This window comes from Bacillus sp. KS1, assembly GCF_020075515.1.
In the GTDB taxonomy this organism is placed as follows: Bacteria; Bacillota; Bacilli; order Bacillales; family Bacillaceae; genus Bacillus; species Bacillus velezensis.
This window is the reverse complement of the sequence record NZ_JACAWW010000019.1, coordinates 170,554-186,480: the sequence shown is the minus strand read 5'-3', so window position 1 is coordinate 186,480 and position 15,927 is coordinate 170,554. Positions and strand designations below refer to the sequence as shown.

General features: G+C 47.0%; 17 protein-coding genes and 1 other annotated feature. Of the genes, 2 read left to right on the top strand and 15 right to left on the bottom strand.

The annotated features are described in order from the left end of the window. The 3 genes from araA to HWY38_RS14610 form a co-directional block, all read right to left on the bottom strand. Positions 1-1,494, bottom strand: coding sequence for an L-arabinose isomerase (gene araA / locus HWY38_RS14620; protein WP_224182107.1), 1,494 nt, complete (start codon positions 1,492-1,494; stop codon positions 1-3). Positions 1,495-1,677: 183 nt separating this feature from the next. Continuing rightward, the gene (locus HWY38_RS14615) at positions 1,678-2,643 is read right to left on the bottom strand and encodes a glycoside hydrolase family 43 protein (RefSeq protein ID WP_015387871.1); all 966 of its coding nucleotides are present in this window, start codon (positions 2,641-2,643) and stop codon (positions 1,678-1,680) included. A gap of 140 nt (positions 2,644-2,783) precedes the next feature. Then, positions 2,784-3,869: a M42 family metallopeptidase gene (locus HWY38_RS14610; RefSeq protein ID WP_007408096.1), complete on the bottom strand. Its 1,086-nt coding sequence runs from the start codon at positions 3,867-3,869 to the stop codon at positions 2,784-2,786. Positions 3,870-4,052: 183 nt separating this feature from the next. On the opposite strand from HWY38_RS14610, the gene HWY38_RS14605 reads away from it, so the two are divergent. Continuing rightward, positions 4,053-4,445, top strand: a complete 393-nt coding sequence (locus tag HWY38_RS14605; RefSeq protein WP_224182106.1) for a sigma-w pathway protein ysdB — start codon at positions 4,053-4,055, stop codon at positions 4,443-4,445. A 13-nt stretch (positions 4,446-4,458) separates the two neighbouring features. Here the strand turns inward: HWY38_RS14605 and HWY38_RS14600 are convergent, their stop codons facing one another. The 8 genes from HWY38_RS14600 to HWY38_RS14565 all read right to left on the bottom strand — a co-directional run bounded on the left by HWY38_RS14600 (position 4,459) and on the right by HWY38_RS14565 (position 10,035). Next, positions 4,459-4,725 (bottom strand): DUF1294 domain-containing protein, encoded by a 267-nt coding sequence (locus HWY38_RS14600; protein ID WP_224182105.1) that lies wholly within the window; start codon positions 4,723-4,725, stop codon positions 4,459-4,461. A gap of 57 nt (positions 4,726-4,782) precedes the next feature. Then, positions 4,783-5,142, bottom strand: coding sequence for a 50S ribosomal protein L20 (gene rplT / locus HWY38_RS14595; protein WP_003152495.1), 360 nt, complete (start codon positions 5,140-5,142; stop codon positions 4,783-4,785). Positions 5,143-5,173: 31 nt separating this feature from the next. Continuing rightward, positions 5,174-5,374, bottom strand: coding sequence for a 50S ribosomal protein L35 (rpmI, locus tag HWY38_RS14590; RefSeq protein ID WP_003152493.1), 201 nt, complete (start codon positions 5,372-5,374; stop codon positions 5,174-5,176). A 12-nt stretch (positions 5,375-5,386) separates the two neighbouring features. After that, positions 5,387-5,908 (bottom strand): translation initiation factor IF-3, encoded by a 522-nt coding sequence (infC, locus tag HWY38_RS14585; RefSeq protein ID WP_071543361.1) that lies wholly within the window; start codon positions 5,906-5,908, stop codon positions 5,387-5,389. 58 nt (positions 5,909-5,966) lie between these two features. Next, positions 5,967-6,097, bottom strand: a sequence feature (ribosomal protein L20 leader region). Between the two features lie 181 nt (positions 6,098-6,278). Further along, positions 6,279-6,962 carry an antiholin-like protein LrgB gene (gene lrgB / locus HWY38_RS14580; RefSeq protein WP_007408093.1) on the bottom strand — a complete coding sequence of 228 codons (684 nt, stop codon included), beginning with the start codon at positions 6,960-6,962 and terminating at the stop codon, positions 6,279-6,281. A 12-nt stretch (positions 6,963-6,974) separates the two neighbouring features. Then, the gene (gene lrgA, locus HWY38_RS14575) at positions 6,975-7,412 is read right to left on the bottom strand and encodes an antiholin-like murein hydrolase modulator LrgA (protein WP_007613022.1); all 438 of its coding nucleotides are present in this window, start codon (positions 7,410-7,412) and stop codon (positions 6,975-6,977) included. Positions 7,413-7,541: 129 nt separating this feature from the next. Then, positions 7,542-8,276, bottom strand: coding sequence for a LytR/AlgR family response regulator transcription factor (locus tag HWY38_RS14570; protein WP_224182104.1), 735 nt, complete (start codon positions 8,274-8,276; stop codon positions 7,542-7,544). Further along, complete coding sequence (locus HWY38_RS14565; protein WP_007408090.1) at positions 8,254-10,035, bottom strand: sensor histidine kinase; 1,782 nt, start codon at positions 10,033-10,035, stop codon at positions 8,254-8,256. Before HWY38_RS14565 ends, HWY38_RS14570 begins: the two co-directional genes overlap by 23 nt. Positions 10,036-10,221: 186 nt before the next feature. Between HWY38_RS14565 and HWY38_RS14560 the strand changes: the two genes are divergently transcribed. Next, on the top strand, positions 10,222-11,016 hold the full coding sequence (locus tag HWY38_RS14560; RefSeq protein ID WP_224182103.1) for an HAD family hydrolase: 795 nt from the start codon (positions 10,222-10,224) through the stop codon (positions 11,014-11,016). Positions 11,017-11,069: 53 nt separating this feature from the next. Here the strand turns inward: HWY38_RS14560 and thrS are convergent, their stop codons facing one another. From thrS to dnaI, 4 genes are all read right to left on the bottom strand, one after another. Continuing rightward, positions 11,070-13,001, bottom strand: coding sequence for a threonine--tRNA ligase (gene thrS, locus HWY38_RS14555; RefSeq protein WP_224182102.1), 1,932 nt, complete (start codon positions 12,999-13,001; stop codon positions 11,070-11,072). A gap of 409 nt (positions 13,002-13,410) precedes the next feature. After that, positions 13,411-14,241, bottom strand: a complete 831-nt coding sequence (ytxC, locus tag HWY38_RS14550; protein WP_015240356.1) for a putative sporulation protein YtxC — start codon at positions 14,239-14,241, stop codon at positions 13,411-13,413. A gap of 65 nt (positions 14,242-14,306) precedes the next feature. Further along, the gene (locus tag HWY38_RS14545; RefSeq protein ID WP_224182101.1) at positions 14,307-14,948 is read right to left on the bottom strand and encodes a TVP38/TMEM64 family protein; all 642 of its coding nucleotides are present in this window, start codon (positions 14,946-14,948) and stop codon (positions 14,307-14,309) included. Positions 14,949-14,979: 31 nt separating this feature from the next. Further along, entirely contained in the window at positions 14,980-15,915 is a 936-nt protein-coding gene (dnaI, locus tag HWY38_RS14540) for a primosomal protein DnaI (protein ID WP_032873717.1), read from the bottom strand. Between the last annotated feature and the right edge of the window lie 12 nt (positions 15,916-15,927).

The window sequence follows — 15,927 nt, the reverse complement described above, 5'->3', positions numbered from 1 at the left end:
TCAATTCCCTCCCAGCCGGTATAATACGTCATTCCATTTCAGCTCTTTTTTCAGCTCATGTATTTCGGTATTGCGGGAAATAAAGATGCTTTCAATGCCTGCCATCTCAGCCCAGTCAAGCATCTGTTCAGCCGTAAGCCGGAAGGACATACAGGTATGATGGGCGCCTCCCGCCAAAATCCATGCTTCCGCAGCTGTTTTCAGCGATGGCTCCGGCTTCCACAGCACCCGCGCCACAGGGAGATTCGGCATATCATGATCAATTTCCCTGCCTTCCGCTTCATTCAGAATGAGACGGAATCGCCCGCCGATATCAATGATGCTGGCGATGATGGCTGAACCGCCGATTCCGTTAAAGACCAGCCGGGCCGGATCTTCCTTCCCTCCGATTGAGAGAGGATGAACTTCGATTTTCGGCTGATCAAGGGCGATCGTCGGACATACTTCAAGCATATGTGATCCGAGAATCATCGCACGCCCCGGTTCAAAATGGTACGTATAATCTTCCATGAAGGAGGTTTGTTCTCCGTCCGCCATTATTTTCATCATTCGCACAAGGGCAGCCGTTTTCCAATCGCCTTCGCCGGCAAATCCGTACCCTTTTTCCATGAGACGCTGAACGGCAAGACCCGGAAGCTGCTTCATTCCGTGCAAAACTTCAAACGAGGTCGAAAACGCTGTATATCCGCCCCGTTCGAGAAAGGCCGTTAATCCGAGTTCAATTTTCGCCTGTTCTTTAATGGAAGCAACTTTTGCTTCATCCCGTTTTGTTTCGTCGCTGATGACATACAAGTTGTCGTATTCCTCATAAAGCGCCTCAATTTCTGCGTCGGTGACGTTGTTCATCACCTCGGTAAGATCGCCGATTCCGTACCCGTCAACCTGCCAGCCGAATTGAATGTGGGCGCCGACTTTGTCTCCGTCAGTAACCGCCACATTCCGCATATTATCGCCGAACCGGGCTACTTTAATATTCCTGCTTTCATTCCAAGCGGCAGCCGTGTTCATCCATTGCGAAATATCATGTTTGACTTCCTCATCATCCCAATAGCCTGCAATGACTTTTCTTGTCTGCCCCATTCTTGACTGGATATATCCGTATTCCCGGTCTCCGTGAGCGGATTGGTTGCTGTTCATAAAGTCCATATCAATCGTTTCCCACGGAATGTCGCGATGATACTGGGTATGCAGATGAAGCATCGGCTTTTGAAAAGCGGAAAGACCTTCAATCCACATTTTCGCAGGGGAAAATGTATGCATCCACGTCACAACCCCGGCACAGTTTTCTTGATACTGCGCTTCCCGCAAAACCTCTCTGATTGTTTCAGATGACGTGACAACCGGTTTATGCCTGATCTTGTATCTTGATGACACCCCGCTGAGGCCGTCACATATCCCCTTTGCGTGTTTATCAACAAGCTGCAGCGTTTCCTCTCCGTATAAGTGCTGGCTTCCCGTTACAAACCAAAATTCATATTCTTTGTTCTGAAGCACATTCATTTCCCCTTCCCATCAAAATAAAGCGCTTGCATTTTTAAAAAATATACGTATGAATATAAAATACAAAACTTCAATCCTTTTATTTGTACGAACAATTTTATTATAGTTAAGGAGGAATCAAACTGTCAATCTTTTATTGCAAGTAAAAAAGCCGGACACACATGCCCGGCTGCTCAATTAATAGGAAGGCCAGCCTGAACTCCAATCGATATCATTGATGAGCATCTTCGGAATTCCGCTGTTTTCGGCATCATACGCATGACGCACTAAAATATTCCCGTTCACAATGTCTTGACCGCCCGGGCCTTTCCAACGGTCATTGCCGGAGTCAAGAATCGTCCCTCCTCCTTCTGACATGCTTTTCCCGCTTTTATCGAGATATGGGCCGGTGATGCTTTTGCTTCTTCCATAAGCGATTTTGTACGTACTATTCACGCCTGAACAGCATTTATCAAACGACACCATTAAGTAATAGTAGCCGTTCTGGTAGGTGATCGCCGGCGCTTCCAAAGCTCCGCCGTTATTCGGTCTGGCAGCGATGGAATAAAGTGATCCCGTCGGTTTCATTGTATTTTTATCAAGCTTTGTCAGCTTAATGCCGCTCCAAAAAGAACCGAAGGCAAGCCAAGGGTTTCCGTCTTTATCAATTGTCAGCTCCGGATCAATTGCATTGTAGTTATTGGCGCTTGTTGAACGGATGACGAGCCCTTCGTCCTTCCAGTTTCCCGAACTGAGGCTTGTAGATGATGCAAGGCCGATCGCGGAGGTATTTTTGCCGAATGAAGAAACGGCATAATACAGCCAATACTTTCCGTTAAAATATTGAACATCGGGGGCCCATTGATTCAGCCCGTAATTCGGCACATAATTGCCCCACCATGACAGCGGGGAAGTAAAAATTGATTTCTGAACGGTCCATACGCCGCCGCTGCCCGCCTTTAAGACGCGAAGCCCCCTCTCCCCTTCCAAACCGGTTCCGAAAGCGTACCACGTGTTTCCTTCCTTCGCCATTGTCGGATCGTGAAGCAATTCATTTGATGCCCCCCAAAACGCGGCAGATGCCGGAGATGAAGACATCAGCAGCAGCCCGGCTGTAACGGCTGCGCACGAAAAGCGGATCATGCGTCTGAATCTGTTTTTCATTTGTAAACCCTCCCTTTTTAAAGCGCTTTCAAAAACGTGTTGTCAGATTTTTCTATGTCTTCTCTTATTGTAGACGCAGGGTTCATATTTGTACAGACAAAAAAAAGAATCTGCTTAAAAAAGCAGATTCTTCCGTATCTTTATTGATAAGTAATACGGTCAACCGTTTCCCGATCTAATTTTTTAATCACTTCTGTGATCAATTTTACCGTATTCTCATAATCATCCCGATGCAAAATAGCGGCATGAGTGTGAATGTAGCGCGTCGCGATCGTAATGGACAGCGCCGGCACTCCGTTTGCGGTTAAGTGAATGGAACCTGAATCCGTGCCCCCTCCGGCAATGGAATCGAACTGATACGGAATTCCCGCTTCTTCCGCCGTGTTCACGACAAGGTCGCGCAGACCTTTGTGAGATACCATTGACGCGTCATACAGAATAATTTGCGGCCCTTCGCCGATTTTGCTTTGCGCCTCTTTTTCAGAAATTCCCGGTGTATCTCCGGCAATTCCGACATCCACACCGAACGCGATATCAGGCTGGATCGTATGTGCCGCTGTTTTCGCCCCGCGCAGCCCGACTTCTTCTTGAACGGTTCCGACCCCGTATACTTCATTGGGATGATCACTGTTTTTCAGATTTTTTAATACATCGATGGCAATCGCACAGCCGATACGGTTGTCCCATGCTTTCGCCAATAAATGCTTTTCATTGTTCATCACTGTAAATTCAAAATACGGCACAATCTGGTCACCCGGAAGAACGCCCCATTCCATTGCTTCTTCACGGCTGGACGCCCCGATATCGATGAACATCTCTTTAATATCGGCGGCTTTTTTTCTGGCGTCAGGAGGCAGAATGTGAGGCGGTTTCGAACCGATGATCCCCGTGATGTCCCCTTTTTTTGTCACGACGGTGACGCGCTGGGCCAGCATGACCTGAGACCACCAGCCGCCGACGGTTTGAAAGCGGAGAAAGCCTTTATCAGTGATTTGCGTCACCATAAAACCGACTTCGTCTAAATGCCCTGAGATCATGATTTTCGGACCGTTTTCTTTGCCTGTTTTTTTGGCGATTAAGCTTCCCAGCCGGTCTGTTGTGACATCATCGGCAAATGGTTCTATGTATGATTTCATCACTTGTCTGACTTCTCTCTCATTTCCCGGTATCCCTTTTGCATCCGTTAACGCTTTCAGCATGGTGAGCGTTTCATCTAATTTTGTCATCAATAAACCTCCTTTTTTTCACTACCCTTCTTATTATACAAAACCAATGCTGAAGCATACGATTAATTCGCCTGAAAAACGGGTAAATGTTTTTATCTATTTCTTTTAAAAAAATGAAACCTTTTGTTTTGTTTTTCGTATTACATCAGATCATGACAAAGGTGAGGAGGTGCCTTCACACATATGGCCATTACAGTATTGAGGATTGTCTTGCTTGCACTTCTTATTTATTTTATTTACATGTGCGTCAAATTCTACGCAAACCCGAAAAGAAGGCTCAGACTGGCGCAATCAAAAGAGAATTTTTATTTTATTGACGAACAGAAAAACACGCGAAAAAATCTCCAGCTTACTTATAAAGGAGTGCTCTTTGAAGGAGAAAAGCATATCCCTTCCAAAGATCATCCGCTGTTTATCCATACAATATTTGTATGGACCGAAAATCCGGAAAAGCTGAACCGCTTTTCTGCAGGTGATTTTGAAGAAGTCGAAAAAAAGGTATTGGAGCGGTATCCGAATTGCAAGATTGATTGGGACCAGCCCATCAAAAAAGCGAAAAAAGCAGGCGAGCAATAAGCTCTCCTGCTTTTTATGTTTTATACATCAAATACATCAGCACAAGGGCGGTTTCAGTGAGAAAAAGCAGCGGCACCCCGTATAAAAAGGATTTGTGTTTCGTCTTATGCCTGAAGGCGCGCATGCCGATCCATACGCCGAGTGAGCCGAACATGGCGGCTGTGAGCCATATTCGTTTCTCTGATATTCTCCACCGGTGTGCCTTTGCTCTTCTTTTATCAGCGCCCATGATCCAAAAGCCGTATCCGTTTATCAATACGGCGTAAATGAAGAGAGCCATTGATTGTCACCCTTTACGTAAAAAAACCGCTCCCGGAAAGAGAGCGGCTTTTTCAACTTACTTGTCTAACTGAGCTTTAGCAGCATCAGCAAGCTGATTGAAAGCAGTAAGATCGTTTACAGCAAGATCAGCAAGCATTTTGCGGTTTACTTCGATGCCTGAAAGCTTAAGACCGTGCATTAAACGGCTGTAAGAAAGACCGTTCATACGTGCAGCAGCGTTGATACGAGTGATCCAAAGCTTACGGAAATCACGTTTTTTCTGACGGCGGTCACGGAATGCATAGTTTCCTGATTTCATGACCTGCTGGTTTGCTACTTTGTATAATGTATGTTTTGAACCGAAATAACCTTTTGCTAATTTAAGAACCTTTTTACGACGCTTACGTGTAACAGTTCCGCCTTTTACTCTTGGCATTAGATTTCCCTCCTAATTGTTCCTTGTCCGATTACTTGATGTTGGCAAGCTGTTGTTTGATGCGTTTGAAGTCTCCTGCGCTTACAATAGCACCCTTGCGAAGCTTACGCTTTTGCTTTTGGGATTTGTTGGCGAATAAGTGACTTGTGTATGCATGAGAACGTTTTAACTTCCCAGAACCTGTCTTTTTAAAACGTTTAGCAGATCCGCGGTGAGTTTTCATTTTTGGCATGGGATTTCCTCCTTATTGCTTTTCGTTTTTCGGCGCGAGCATTAAGAACATGCTGCGGCCGTCCATTTTTGGTTTTGTTTCGACTGTCGCAACTTCCGCACATGCTTCAGAGAAACGGTCCAATACGCGCTGGCCGATTTCTTTATGAGTGATTGCGCGCCCTTTAAAGCGGATAGAAGCTTTCACTTTATCGCCTTTTTCAAGGAATTTAATCGCATTGCGCAATTTCGTGTTAAAGTCATGCTCATCGATCGTCGGACTTAATCTAACTTCTTTTAAGTTAATGATTTTTTGATTTTTGCGTGCTTCTTTGTCCTTTTTCTGCTGCTCGAATCTGAACTTACCGTAGTCCATGATGCGGCAGACAGGCGGTTTTGCATTTGCTGCAACTAACACAAGGTCAAGATTTGCGCGGCCGGCGATTTCAAGTGCTTCCTGACGGGACTTGATGCCGAGCTGATCGCCATTTTGTCCGATCAGACGAACTTCACGTGCACGGATACCCTCATTAACCAATTGATCTTTGCTAATAATGAGCCACCTCCATAGTTTCTTCGAATTGATTCACAACGCTTTTTGACTGCATTCTGCAGGCAAACAAAAAGTGCGGGCATGACAACACACCCACACTACGAACATCTGCATAAATAAAAATGTACGGTCAACCTGCCAACTACATGAATGTGTCAATCAGGTGAGAAGCGGGTGCCTCTGCTTGTGATTTATATTCAATTCAATAACTATTCTACACAATACCGGATCATTAGTCAAGAATGACTTCTCCGGATCAACTTTTTCATTTTAACACGATGCCAGTGTGAGCGCAAGGAAAAATGTGAAATTTCGTTCTTTGCCGCCCGCAGATGCTGCCGGACAATAAAAAACCCGGGTCTATGACCCGGGTTTATCCTCCGATGAGCTGAACGAATACCGGAATGACCAGCACCGTCACCACTCCTACGACGACAACCGCGATACTTGCCATTGCCGCTTCTACTTCCCCCATCTCAATACCGACCGCAACACCGAGTGCGTGTCCTGATGTGCCGAGAGCCAGTCCCTTAGAGATTGGGTGCTTTACTTTAAACAGTTTTAAGAATAGAGCGCCAAGAGCATAGACGATAACGGCGTTGAAAATAACGGCGAAAGCGGTGATGTCGGTGATGCCGCCGATCCCTTTTGACAGCGGAAGGGCAATTGCCGTTGTCGCCGCCTGCGGAAGCATGCTTTTCATAACGGCCGCGTCAAGATGAATGCCTTTTGCGATCAAATAGACAATCGTGACTGAGCAGATAGAGCCGACAATGATAGAAGACATGATCTGCCACCAGTATTTTTTCAGTTTGTCACGCTGTTTGTATAAAGGGATGGCAAAAGCGATCGTCGCGGGCTCCAGGAAGAATTTAATAATGTCTCCTCCGCTTTTATAATCTTCATATGAAAAACCGCCGAGCTTCAGAAAAAGGATTCCAAGCACCATCGCGACAAACAGCGGGGTGAAGAGGAAAAAGCCTCTCGTTTTTTTAAATAAATACGTGCCGATGCCAAAGGCCGCAAGTGAAACGACAATACCGAAATATGGACTCATCCGATTTCCCTCCTAATGCTGCACAAGTTCTTTTTCCTGATTGGAACGGCGCACCGTTTGTTTTTCAGGAGCAGTCTTCTGACGTTTTTGGCTGACAGACAAGATCAGCTGAGAAAAAAGGCCCGTCGCCCCTAACAGAATGATGGTGGCGAGTAAGATGACGAGTGCGATCTGCACGCCGTACTGCTGCATGACGCCAAGTGAATTCATCACGGAGATGCCCGACGGGACAAATAAAAATCCGATCAGTGACGTTAATGATGTTCCCAGCGTTTCTACTTGTTCAAGCTTAATCACTTTCAGGCATAAGAGGACAAATAATAACACCAAACCTACTACGGAAGCGGGTATAGGAATGGGGACAATCGCTGCAATCCCATTAGATATGAGCATAATTACGGCAAAAATAAATGCTTGTGTCAGAAATCCGTACACTTTTTTCGCACTCATTTTCTTCACCTCTTTCTCTTTGTTAGGTCCATTATAAAAGAGAAATCGGTTTTTAAAGCGCTTTCATAATAAACGGCTGAATATTCATTCTGAAATGCAAAAAACGGCTGCTGAAATGCAAAAGCCGCCTCATATAATATGAAGCAGCTTTTTTAAGTCCTTGGCGTATGTACGGCTGACGGGAATTTTAGAGCCGTCTTTCAAGATAAGATTGTACGTCGAATTAAACCACGGATGAATTTCCGTAATATGCTCCGTATTCACGATGAACGCGCGGTGCACTCTCAAGAAACCCGTATCAGGCAGTTTTTTCTCAATGACAGCCAAAGTTTCATGAACGGAATAAGACGCGGCAAACGTTTTGACGGAAACGTGTCCGTCCTCCATGCCGGCGAAAATAATGTCCCTTGTATCTAAAATGACAATAGATTCACCGGCTGATACAGCCAGTTTATGCGCTCCGGCTGCGGACGGCTGCTCTGAGACGGCGCCTGCCCTGTCCTGCTTCACTCTTTTAAACTTTCTGATCGTCTGGCGCACTCTTTCTTCATCAAAAGGCTTCGTTAAATAATCGAGCGCGTCGACTTCAAAGGCTTTTAAAGCAAATTGGTCATACGCCGTCGCAAAAACGACGGCCGGCGGATTTTTCATGTTTTTCAGCCGTTTGGCAATGTCAAATCCGTTTTCTCCTGACAAATCAACGTCCAAAAACAGCAGATCCGGTTTTTGATCCATCATACTGTCAAAAGCGGATTCAATATTTTCTGCTTCGTTTATGTCACTTACTTCATTCGTCCGTTTCAGCAAATAAGCTAATTCATCTCTTGCCAGCATTTCATCATCAACGATTAACACCTTCAGCATGTTCTTCTCCTTTAGTCATCAGTTTCAAAGGCAGCTCAAATGATACGTCCGTACCTTTGCCGGCCTCACTTTCCAATCGCAGGGCTGCTTTGGGGCCGAACAGCCCGATCAGCCGCTGATTTAAATTGTAAAGCGCGGTTCCCGTCCCTTCTTTAGACGGGAGCGGACGGTTTCCGAGCACGGACAGCAATTCCGGATCAATTCCCCGCCCGTTATCTCCAACCCGCATTAAAACCGATTGACCGGCGGATACCACGCTGACATTGACGGCACAGCTGTCCTGCTTTCTTGAAAATGCATGGCGGAGCGCATTTTCGACGAGGATCTGCAGCACAAAAGGAGGAATTTCGATGTCCTCCAAACCGCGTTCGATTTCAAGGCTGATTTTATATTTCCCGGGAAAACGGGCCTGCTCCAATGATAAATATGCCTGCAGATGGTTTAGTTCTTTAGAAAGCGGGATGAGCAGCTGCCTTGCCCCCTGCAGATTGGAACGGAAATAGACGCTGAGCTGCAGCAGAAGCTTTCGGGTTTTTTCCACATCCGTACGGCAAAGAGCAGAAATCGTATTGATCGCATTAAACAGAAAATGCGGATTGACCTGTGCCTGAAGCGCCTTTATTTCTGCGTCTTTCAGCAATTTGCTCTGCAGTTCCGCCTCGCCGAGTTCAAGCTGGGTGGAAAACAGCATGGCGAGTCCTTCTGCAAGCTCTTCTTCAACCCGGCTTAAACCTGACGGGCTTTTAAAGTACATTTTCAGCGTCCCGATCGTTTTGCCGTTTGACGTCAGCGGCAATACAATCGCCGCATGCAGCGGACAAGGATCGTGCGTGCATTCAATTTCTTCCTTTGATGTCGCTTTCATAATATGACCCGTTTTAATGACGCGCTTTGACAATCCGGTGATCAGGCTTTCAGACGGAATATGATGGTCGGCACCCGCGCCGACGTGCGCCAAAATCTTTTCGTTATCCGTAAGCGATACCGCGTCCGTTCCTGTTTGCCTGTGGATGATGGCGGCGACGCTTTTGCATGAGCTTTCATTCAGCCCCTGGCGGAAAAACGGAAGCGTCTGATCGGCAATCATCAGCACCCTATGGGTTTCAAGGGCTCTCGCCCGTTCTTCCTTCCTGATAATCGACTGAATGATCGAAAGAAAAATAAAAGTCCCTGACCCGTTTACCAATATCATCGGGATGCCGATGATGCTCACAAGCGTCCAAGCATCAGAAAACGGCTTGGCCATCAAGAGGATGAGCAGCATTTGCAGTGATTCCATCCCGAGTCCGACAAGCGCGGCCACCCGCGGTGTCGGCATCGCATAGCGTTTTCTGAAATACCGTCCGATCCAGCCGGACAAAATGCCCGCTAAAACGGATGAGACGGCACAGCTGACAGCGGTCGCGCCGCCGAGTGATAAACGATGCAGGCCGGCCAGTATGCCGACGCCGATCCCCACATACGGGCCGCCTAAGAGTCCGCCGATTTCAACGCCCATAATTCTTGTATTGGCAATTGAACCGGACGGATTAATTTGAAACACCCAGTCATTATTCATGATTGTATTCCGCTGAATTTCTATTCCCGTATAGTTGCTGATGATACTGAACAGCGAGAAAATTGAAATCAGCACCGCTTTGCCTTTATAGCTCTCAGGCTGCTGGAGCGCCTGTCTGAACAATCTGGTATGAGCCAGAACAAATCCCAATATGACGATAATTCCGACTCTTTCCAGCATCATGATGATCAAATGCAGCATACTTTTCACCTGTTCTTTCAAATTTTATTTTATCACGTTTTAGAGCCTGAGACAGAATCTGACACAAACCTGCCTGTTTTTTTCAAATCATCTGAAAACAAATCTTTCACAGTCTATATATCTATTGTAGAATAAACGGGAGCCTTGCGGCAGAGAGTTTCAGAATATAACAAAGAGGAGAAGATCATGAAAGCCGTATTTTTTGATTTGGACGATACACTGTTATGGGATGAAAAAAGCGTCAGAACAACATTCAGAGAAACATGTTTACAAGCGGAAAAAAAATATGGCCTTGACCCGCATACATTTGAGGAAGCGGTTCGGAAAGCGGCACGGGAATTGTATATGTCATACGAAACCTATCCTTATACGGTCATGATCGGCATTAATCCGTTTGAAGGATTATGGGCGAATTTTTCCGAGCCGGTCAGCGAAGGATTTAAACAGCTGAATCGGATTGCGCCGGAATACAGACGAAACGCCTGGACGAACGGCTTAAAAAGCGTCGGTATAGACGATGCGGCTTACGGCGAATATTTGGCGGAGTTTTTCGCGGCGGAACGCAGACAGCGTCCGTACGTGTATGATGAAACGTTTGCGGTGCTTGATAAGCTGAAAGGTGTTTATGAATTGCTTCTGCTGACAAACGGCGATCCCAGCCTGCAGAAAGAAAAACTCGCCGGCGTTCCTGAGCTCGCGCCTTATTTTAATGAAATCGTCATCTCAGGTGCTTTCGGAAAAGGGAAACCCGACGCCTCCATATTCGAACATTGCCTCGGCCTCCTGAACCTGAAAAAAGAAGACGCCATTATGGTCGGAGATAACCTCAATACTGATATATTGGGAGCGAAACGGGCAGGTATTACAACAGTCTGGGTAAACCGGACACAAAAGAAAAATGATACGGACATTGCGCCTGATTACGTGATCAGCGATCTTCACGAGCTGTTTGCGATTATAGAGAAACAAAAAGAATGCTAATTTTATACGCAAAAAACCCCATTCTGAATGAACGGGGTTTTTTGTATTTTCGATTATTTTTTCGCTTCGGCTACAGCCTTTTTCACAAAATCGTCCAATGAGACGGTTTCTGATTTCTGCTCGCCGTATTTCCGGACATTTACCGCGCCGTTTTCCGCTTCTTGGTCACCGACCACAAGCATGTACGGGATTTTTTGCATTTGCGCTTCACGGATTTTATAGCCGATTTTTTCGTCCCGGCTGTCAAGCTCGACACGCAGGCCTTCACGCTGCAGGCGCTCCTGCACTTTTTTCGCATAGTCAAGATGCACGGACGGTGATACAGGAATGACTTGGAATTGCACCGGCGCAAGCCATGTCGGAAGGGCGCCTTTGTGCTCTTCGATTAAGAAAGCAACGAAACGCTCCATCGTTGACACGACGCCGCGGTGAATAACGACAGGACGGTGCTGTTTGCCGTCTTCCCCGACGTAAGTGAGATCAAAGCGTTCCGGAAGAAGGAAGTCAAGCTGTACAGTTGACAATGTCTCTTCTTTGCCGATCGCCGTTTTCACCTGCACGTCAAGCTTAGGGCCGTAAAACGCCGCTTCGCCTTCCGCTTCATAATAGTCATGGTCGATTTCGTCCATTGCCGCCTTCAGCATGGATTGCGCTTTGTTCCACATCTCATCATCATCAAAATATTTTTCCGTATCTTCAGGATCGCGGTAAGACAGGCGGAATGTGTAATCACTCAGGCCGAAGTCTTCGTATACGTCTTGAATCAAACGGACCGTGCGGATGAATTCTTCTTTAATCTGGTCAGGGCGGACGAAAATGTGCGCGTCATTTAACGTCATGCCGCGTACGCGCTGAAGACCTGAAAGCGCCCCGGACATTTCATATCGATGCATCGTTCCGAGCTCTGCGATGCGGATCGGAAGCTCGCGGTAGCTGTGAATGTCCTGTTTGTAAATCATCATATGGTGAGGACAGTTCATCGGACGGAGCACGAGTGTTTCATTGTCCATTTCCATTGGCGGGAACATGCCGTCCTGATAATGTTCCCAGTGGCCCGATGTTTCGTACAGGTCTTTGCTTCCGAGAACAGGCGTATACACGTGCTCATAACCGAGGCTCAGCTCTTTATCTACAATATAGCGCTCGATCACGCGGCGGATGGTCGCGCCTTTCGGCAGCCAGAGCGGCAGGCCTTGTCCGACTTTTTGAGAGTTGGCGAACAATTTTAATTCTTTGCCCAGTTTTCGGTGGTCACGCTCTTTCGCTTCTTCAAGCATCCGCAAATGCTCTTTCAAGTCATCCTTTTTAAAGAAGGCCGTGCCGTAAATGCGCTGAAGCATTTGGTTTTTGCTGTCGCCGCGCCAGTATGCGCCCGCAAGGCTCAGCAGCTTAAATTCTTTAATTTTGCCTGTAGACGGCACGTGCACGCCGCGGCACAGGTCAAAAAATTCGCCCTGCTCATAAATGGAGACCGTTTCGTCTTCCGGGATGGCATCCAGCAGTTCAAGCTTCAGATTATCGCCGATTTCCGCAAACATGGCTTTTGCTTCATCACGGCTCACTTCTTTTCGGATGATCGGCAGATTTTCACCGACGATGCGTTTCATTTCTTTTTCAATCTTCGGAAGGTCATCCGGCGTCAGCGCCTGCTCCATTTCAACGTCATAATAGAACCCGTTTTCAATGACGGGGCCGACTCCGAATTTCACATCTTTATAAATGCGTTTTATCGCCTGGGCCAATAAATGCGCCGTGCTGTGCCGCATGATGTTCAAACCTTCTTCTGTGCCTTCTGTAATGATTTCTACGGCACCGTCCTCTTGAATCGGCGTTCTTAAATCAATTTCCTGTCCGTTCAGTTTTCCGGCTAAAGACTTTTTCTTTAATCCCGGGCTGATGGATGCCGCGATATCTTCTGTTGTGGTTCCTTTCGGAAATTCCTTTACCGCTCCGTCCGGAAATGTGATGTTGATCATATCTGACATCTTCGTCACTCCTTTTTTTATGCAAATCAAAAACCCCGCCCCCTATGAAAGGGACGAGGTTAAATAAACGGAATCGTGGTTCCACCCTTTTTTCCGCGCGGCCGATTGTTTCGGCACCTGCGGCTCTAAACTCTGTAACGGGAGTTCCCGTCAGCTATTACTGGCGCTTCTTCCGGCGTTCACAGCTGAAGTTCAAAGGCGGTAAAGACAATGATCCATAGCTGGAAAGCTTTCAGCCTGGGCTCTCCTCTCTTATAAAGCCGGTATCAATGCTTCATGTCCTTATCAATACGTGTAGCAATCATTAATCTTTTATGTATTATAAAATGTCTGCGAGAAAAATGCAACTCGGTTTTCCGTCTGATTTCGCACAGACAGCCCTGCCGCTTACGCAAGGCCGTCCGTGCGGCTATCCTTCCGTCTTCTCGGCTGCAAACGCGCCCAGCGGAAAAAGGCGCACCCTCTCCTGAAACACGTTTTGAATCGTTCTGGACATCATATGCTCCGGTTTGTCCGTATACAGTTCTACCGTCTCAGGCGCAATGGAGATCAGAGGCGCAAGGAGATGGGAATCTATATACATCGGGTGCTCCCGCACAAACCGTCTGTCTATGTATTTTTTCTGTTCCCGTTCTGACAAATAGCGCAGCTCCCACAGCGTAAAAGCCCGGTCATGTACGATGCGGACTTTCTTCATCCGCGGCGGATTGGATGTCACATAATCTCTCAGAGACTGGATAAAGTTTTGATATTCCTGTTCCATCCGGTATTCATCTATCGCGGCCTCCGCGTATTCTCTGAGCCGCTCATAATACCTGCCGAGCCGGAACGTCTGAAACGAACGCACGGAAAAAACACCCGCATCAAGTGAAATCGTCCGGAGCGCATCTGAAATAAACTGTGTGCGCGGCTCTTTCTTCGGCTCGAACGGATGATCATCCAACTCTCCTTCCATAATGCTGTGTGCAAGCTGAAGGATTTGCTGCTGTTCATCCTGATCGGTGAAGCAGTATGCATCCTCAATAAGCGAAAGCATATGCTCGTCTTCTTTGCATTCCAAAAAAAACCTGACAAGTATCGGCTCAATAAAGCGCTGAACGCAAAAAGCCGTTTCAGACCTTGCGATTCCGACTTTTTTTATGCCTTCACGGACAATAAAATGTCTCCGGTCGTCCGATTGCTGAATGAGATGTAAAAAAGCGGCGGTATCGTGGTCATCTTCAAAGATCACTTCAAGCATATTTGTCCCCCCTTACGGCATCTGTTACAAGTATATGGGGGATGTTTTTAAAATAGACGTAAAGGTTAGCTTTCACCGCCGAACAAATGGCGCACCTTCTTTTTAAATATAACGGGAAGCGATAAAAATACGATGTAAAGACAGATCACGCAGAGTACGGTCAGCACATTGCCGGACATAAAGCTCGCGCCGAGCACATTCAGGACGATCGTCCCCGGAATAATGCCCGCTGCGGTCGCCAAAAAATACGTCATCGGCCTGACTTTCGATAGGCCCGCGGCATAGCTGATCACATCAAAGTTAACAGGCAGAATACGCAGGATAAAAATATAAAAGAAGCCATTGGTTTTCATCTGCTTTTGAATGGCTTCCATTTTTCCATGACGGTTTTTCTCATTGAAGGCAAACAGCCACGCCGCAAAAAAAGACGCGGCGGCAGCGCCCATTGAGCCCGCCAGCGTATACACGGTGCCGAAAAACGGGCCGAACGCCAATCCTCCGGCGACGGAAACGATCGATACGGGAAACAGCACAAAAGGCCTGACGATGGAAATTCCGATAAACACAAGCGGCGCAAAAACACCGAACGATAATACCCACAGCCGGATCTCCTTAGGCGACAGATTCAGATATTTGCGGTTTGCCCACAGCAAAAGACCCGCTCCCGCCGCAGCCGCAGCCCAAGTGACAGCCTTCTTATTCCTCATTCCCTCAAATCCTTCCCATTGGACGCCGGCATCATGAACGGCGGCGGTTTTCCCCGTCAAGACGGATGGGCGAAGCCAAATATAAAATCCGCTCCATCAGTCTTGCCGCTTTTACTTCTTCCTTTTCTCCCCGCTGTGAATACGTAAAATGATGCTTCAGCTCGTCAGGTGAAAAATTAGACGAGAAGAAAGTGGGAAGCTGCTGGCTCATTCTGTGCTGAAGCACGGTGCCGATGACCTCATCCCTGACCCAGCTTGTCATTGACTCCGCTCCGATGTCATCAAGCATCAGTACGGGCGTCGTTTTCACCATATTCAGTTTCGCCTCCAACGACTGATCCTGGAGCGAGTTTTTCAGCTCTCTGACAAATTCGGGAACATATACGATCATTGATGAATACTCTTTTTCCGCCAGTTCGTTAGCAATGGCGGCTAAAATAAATGTCTTTCCGATTCCGAATTTTCCGTACAGGTACAGCCCTTTGCCTTTTCCCGTTTCATTATAGCTCTTCAGAAAATCCGTCACATGCTGGAAAATGCCGACTCTGCTCGGATCGGTAATGTCGATCTGCTGAAACGTCGCGCCGAGAAGATCCTGCTGGATATACATGCTCTTCATCAGGGACTTTTGTCTTTTCTGTCGGTCGAGCTTTCTCTTTTCCGGGCATTCGTAATATTCAATATCAATGGAACGCCCGTTGATCACAAGCTTCGGATGATAGCCTTCAAGCAGGCTGTTCGTCCGGCTGTCTTTCGAACAGAAGGCGCACTGTTTGCTTTGCTGAACGAATTCGTACAGTTTATTTAACCCTCTGTCAATCATGCTTTGATTGATTACATCTTTCTGTTCCTTCAAAAAAGCCTGGACGTCTTCGTCGGCCATGACTTGCTGCTGCATTCGTTCCAGGCGTTTTTGAAAGTCAGGTCTTTTCGTCACGCCTTCTAAGGATCGGCTGATCGGTTCCATTCAATATCACCC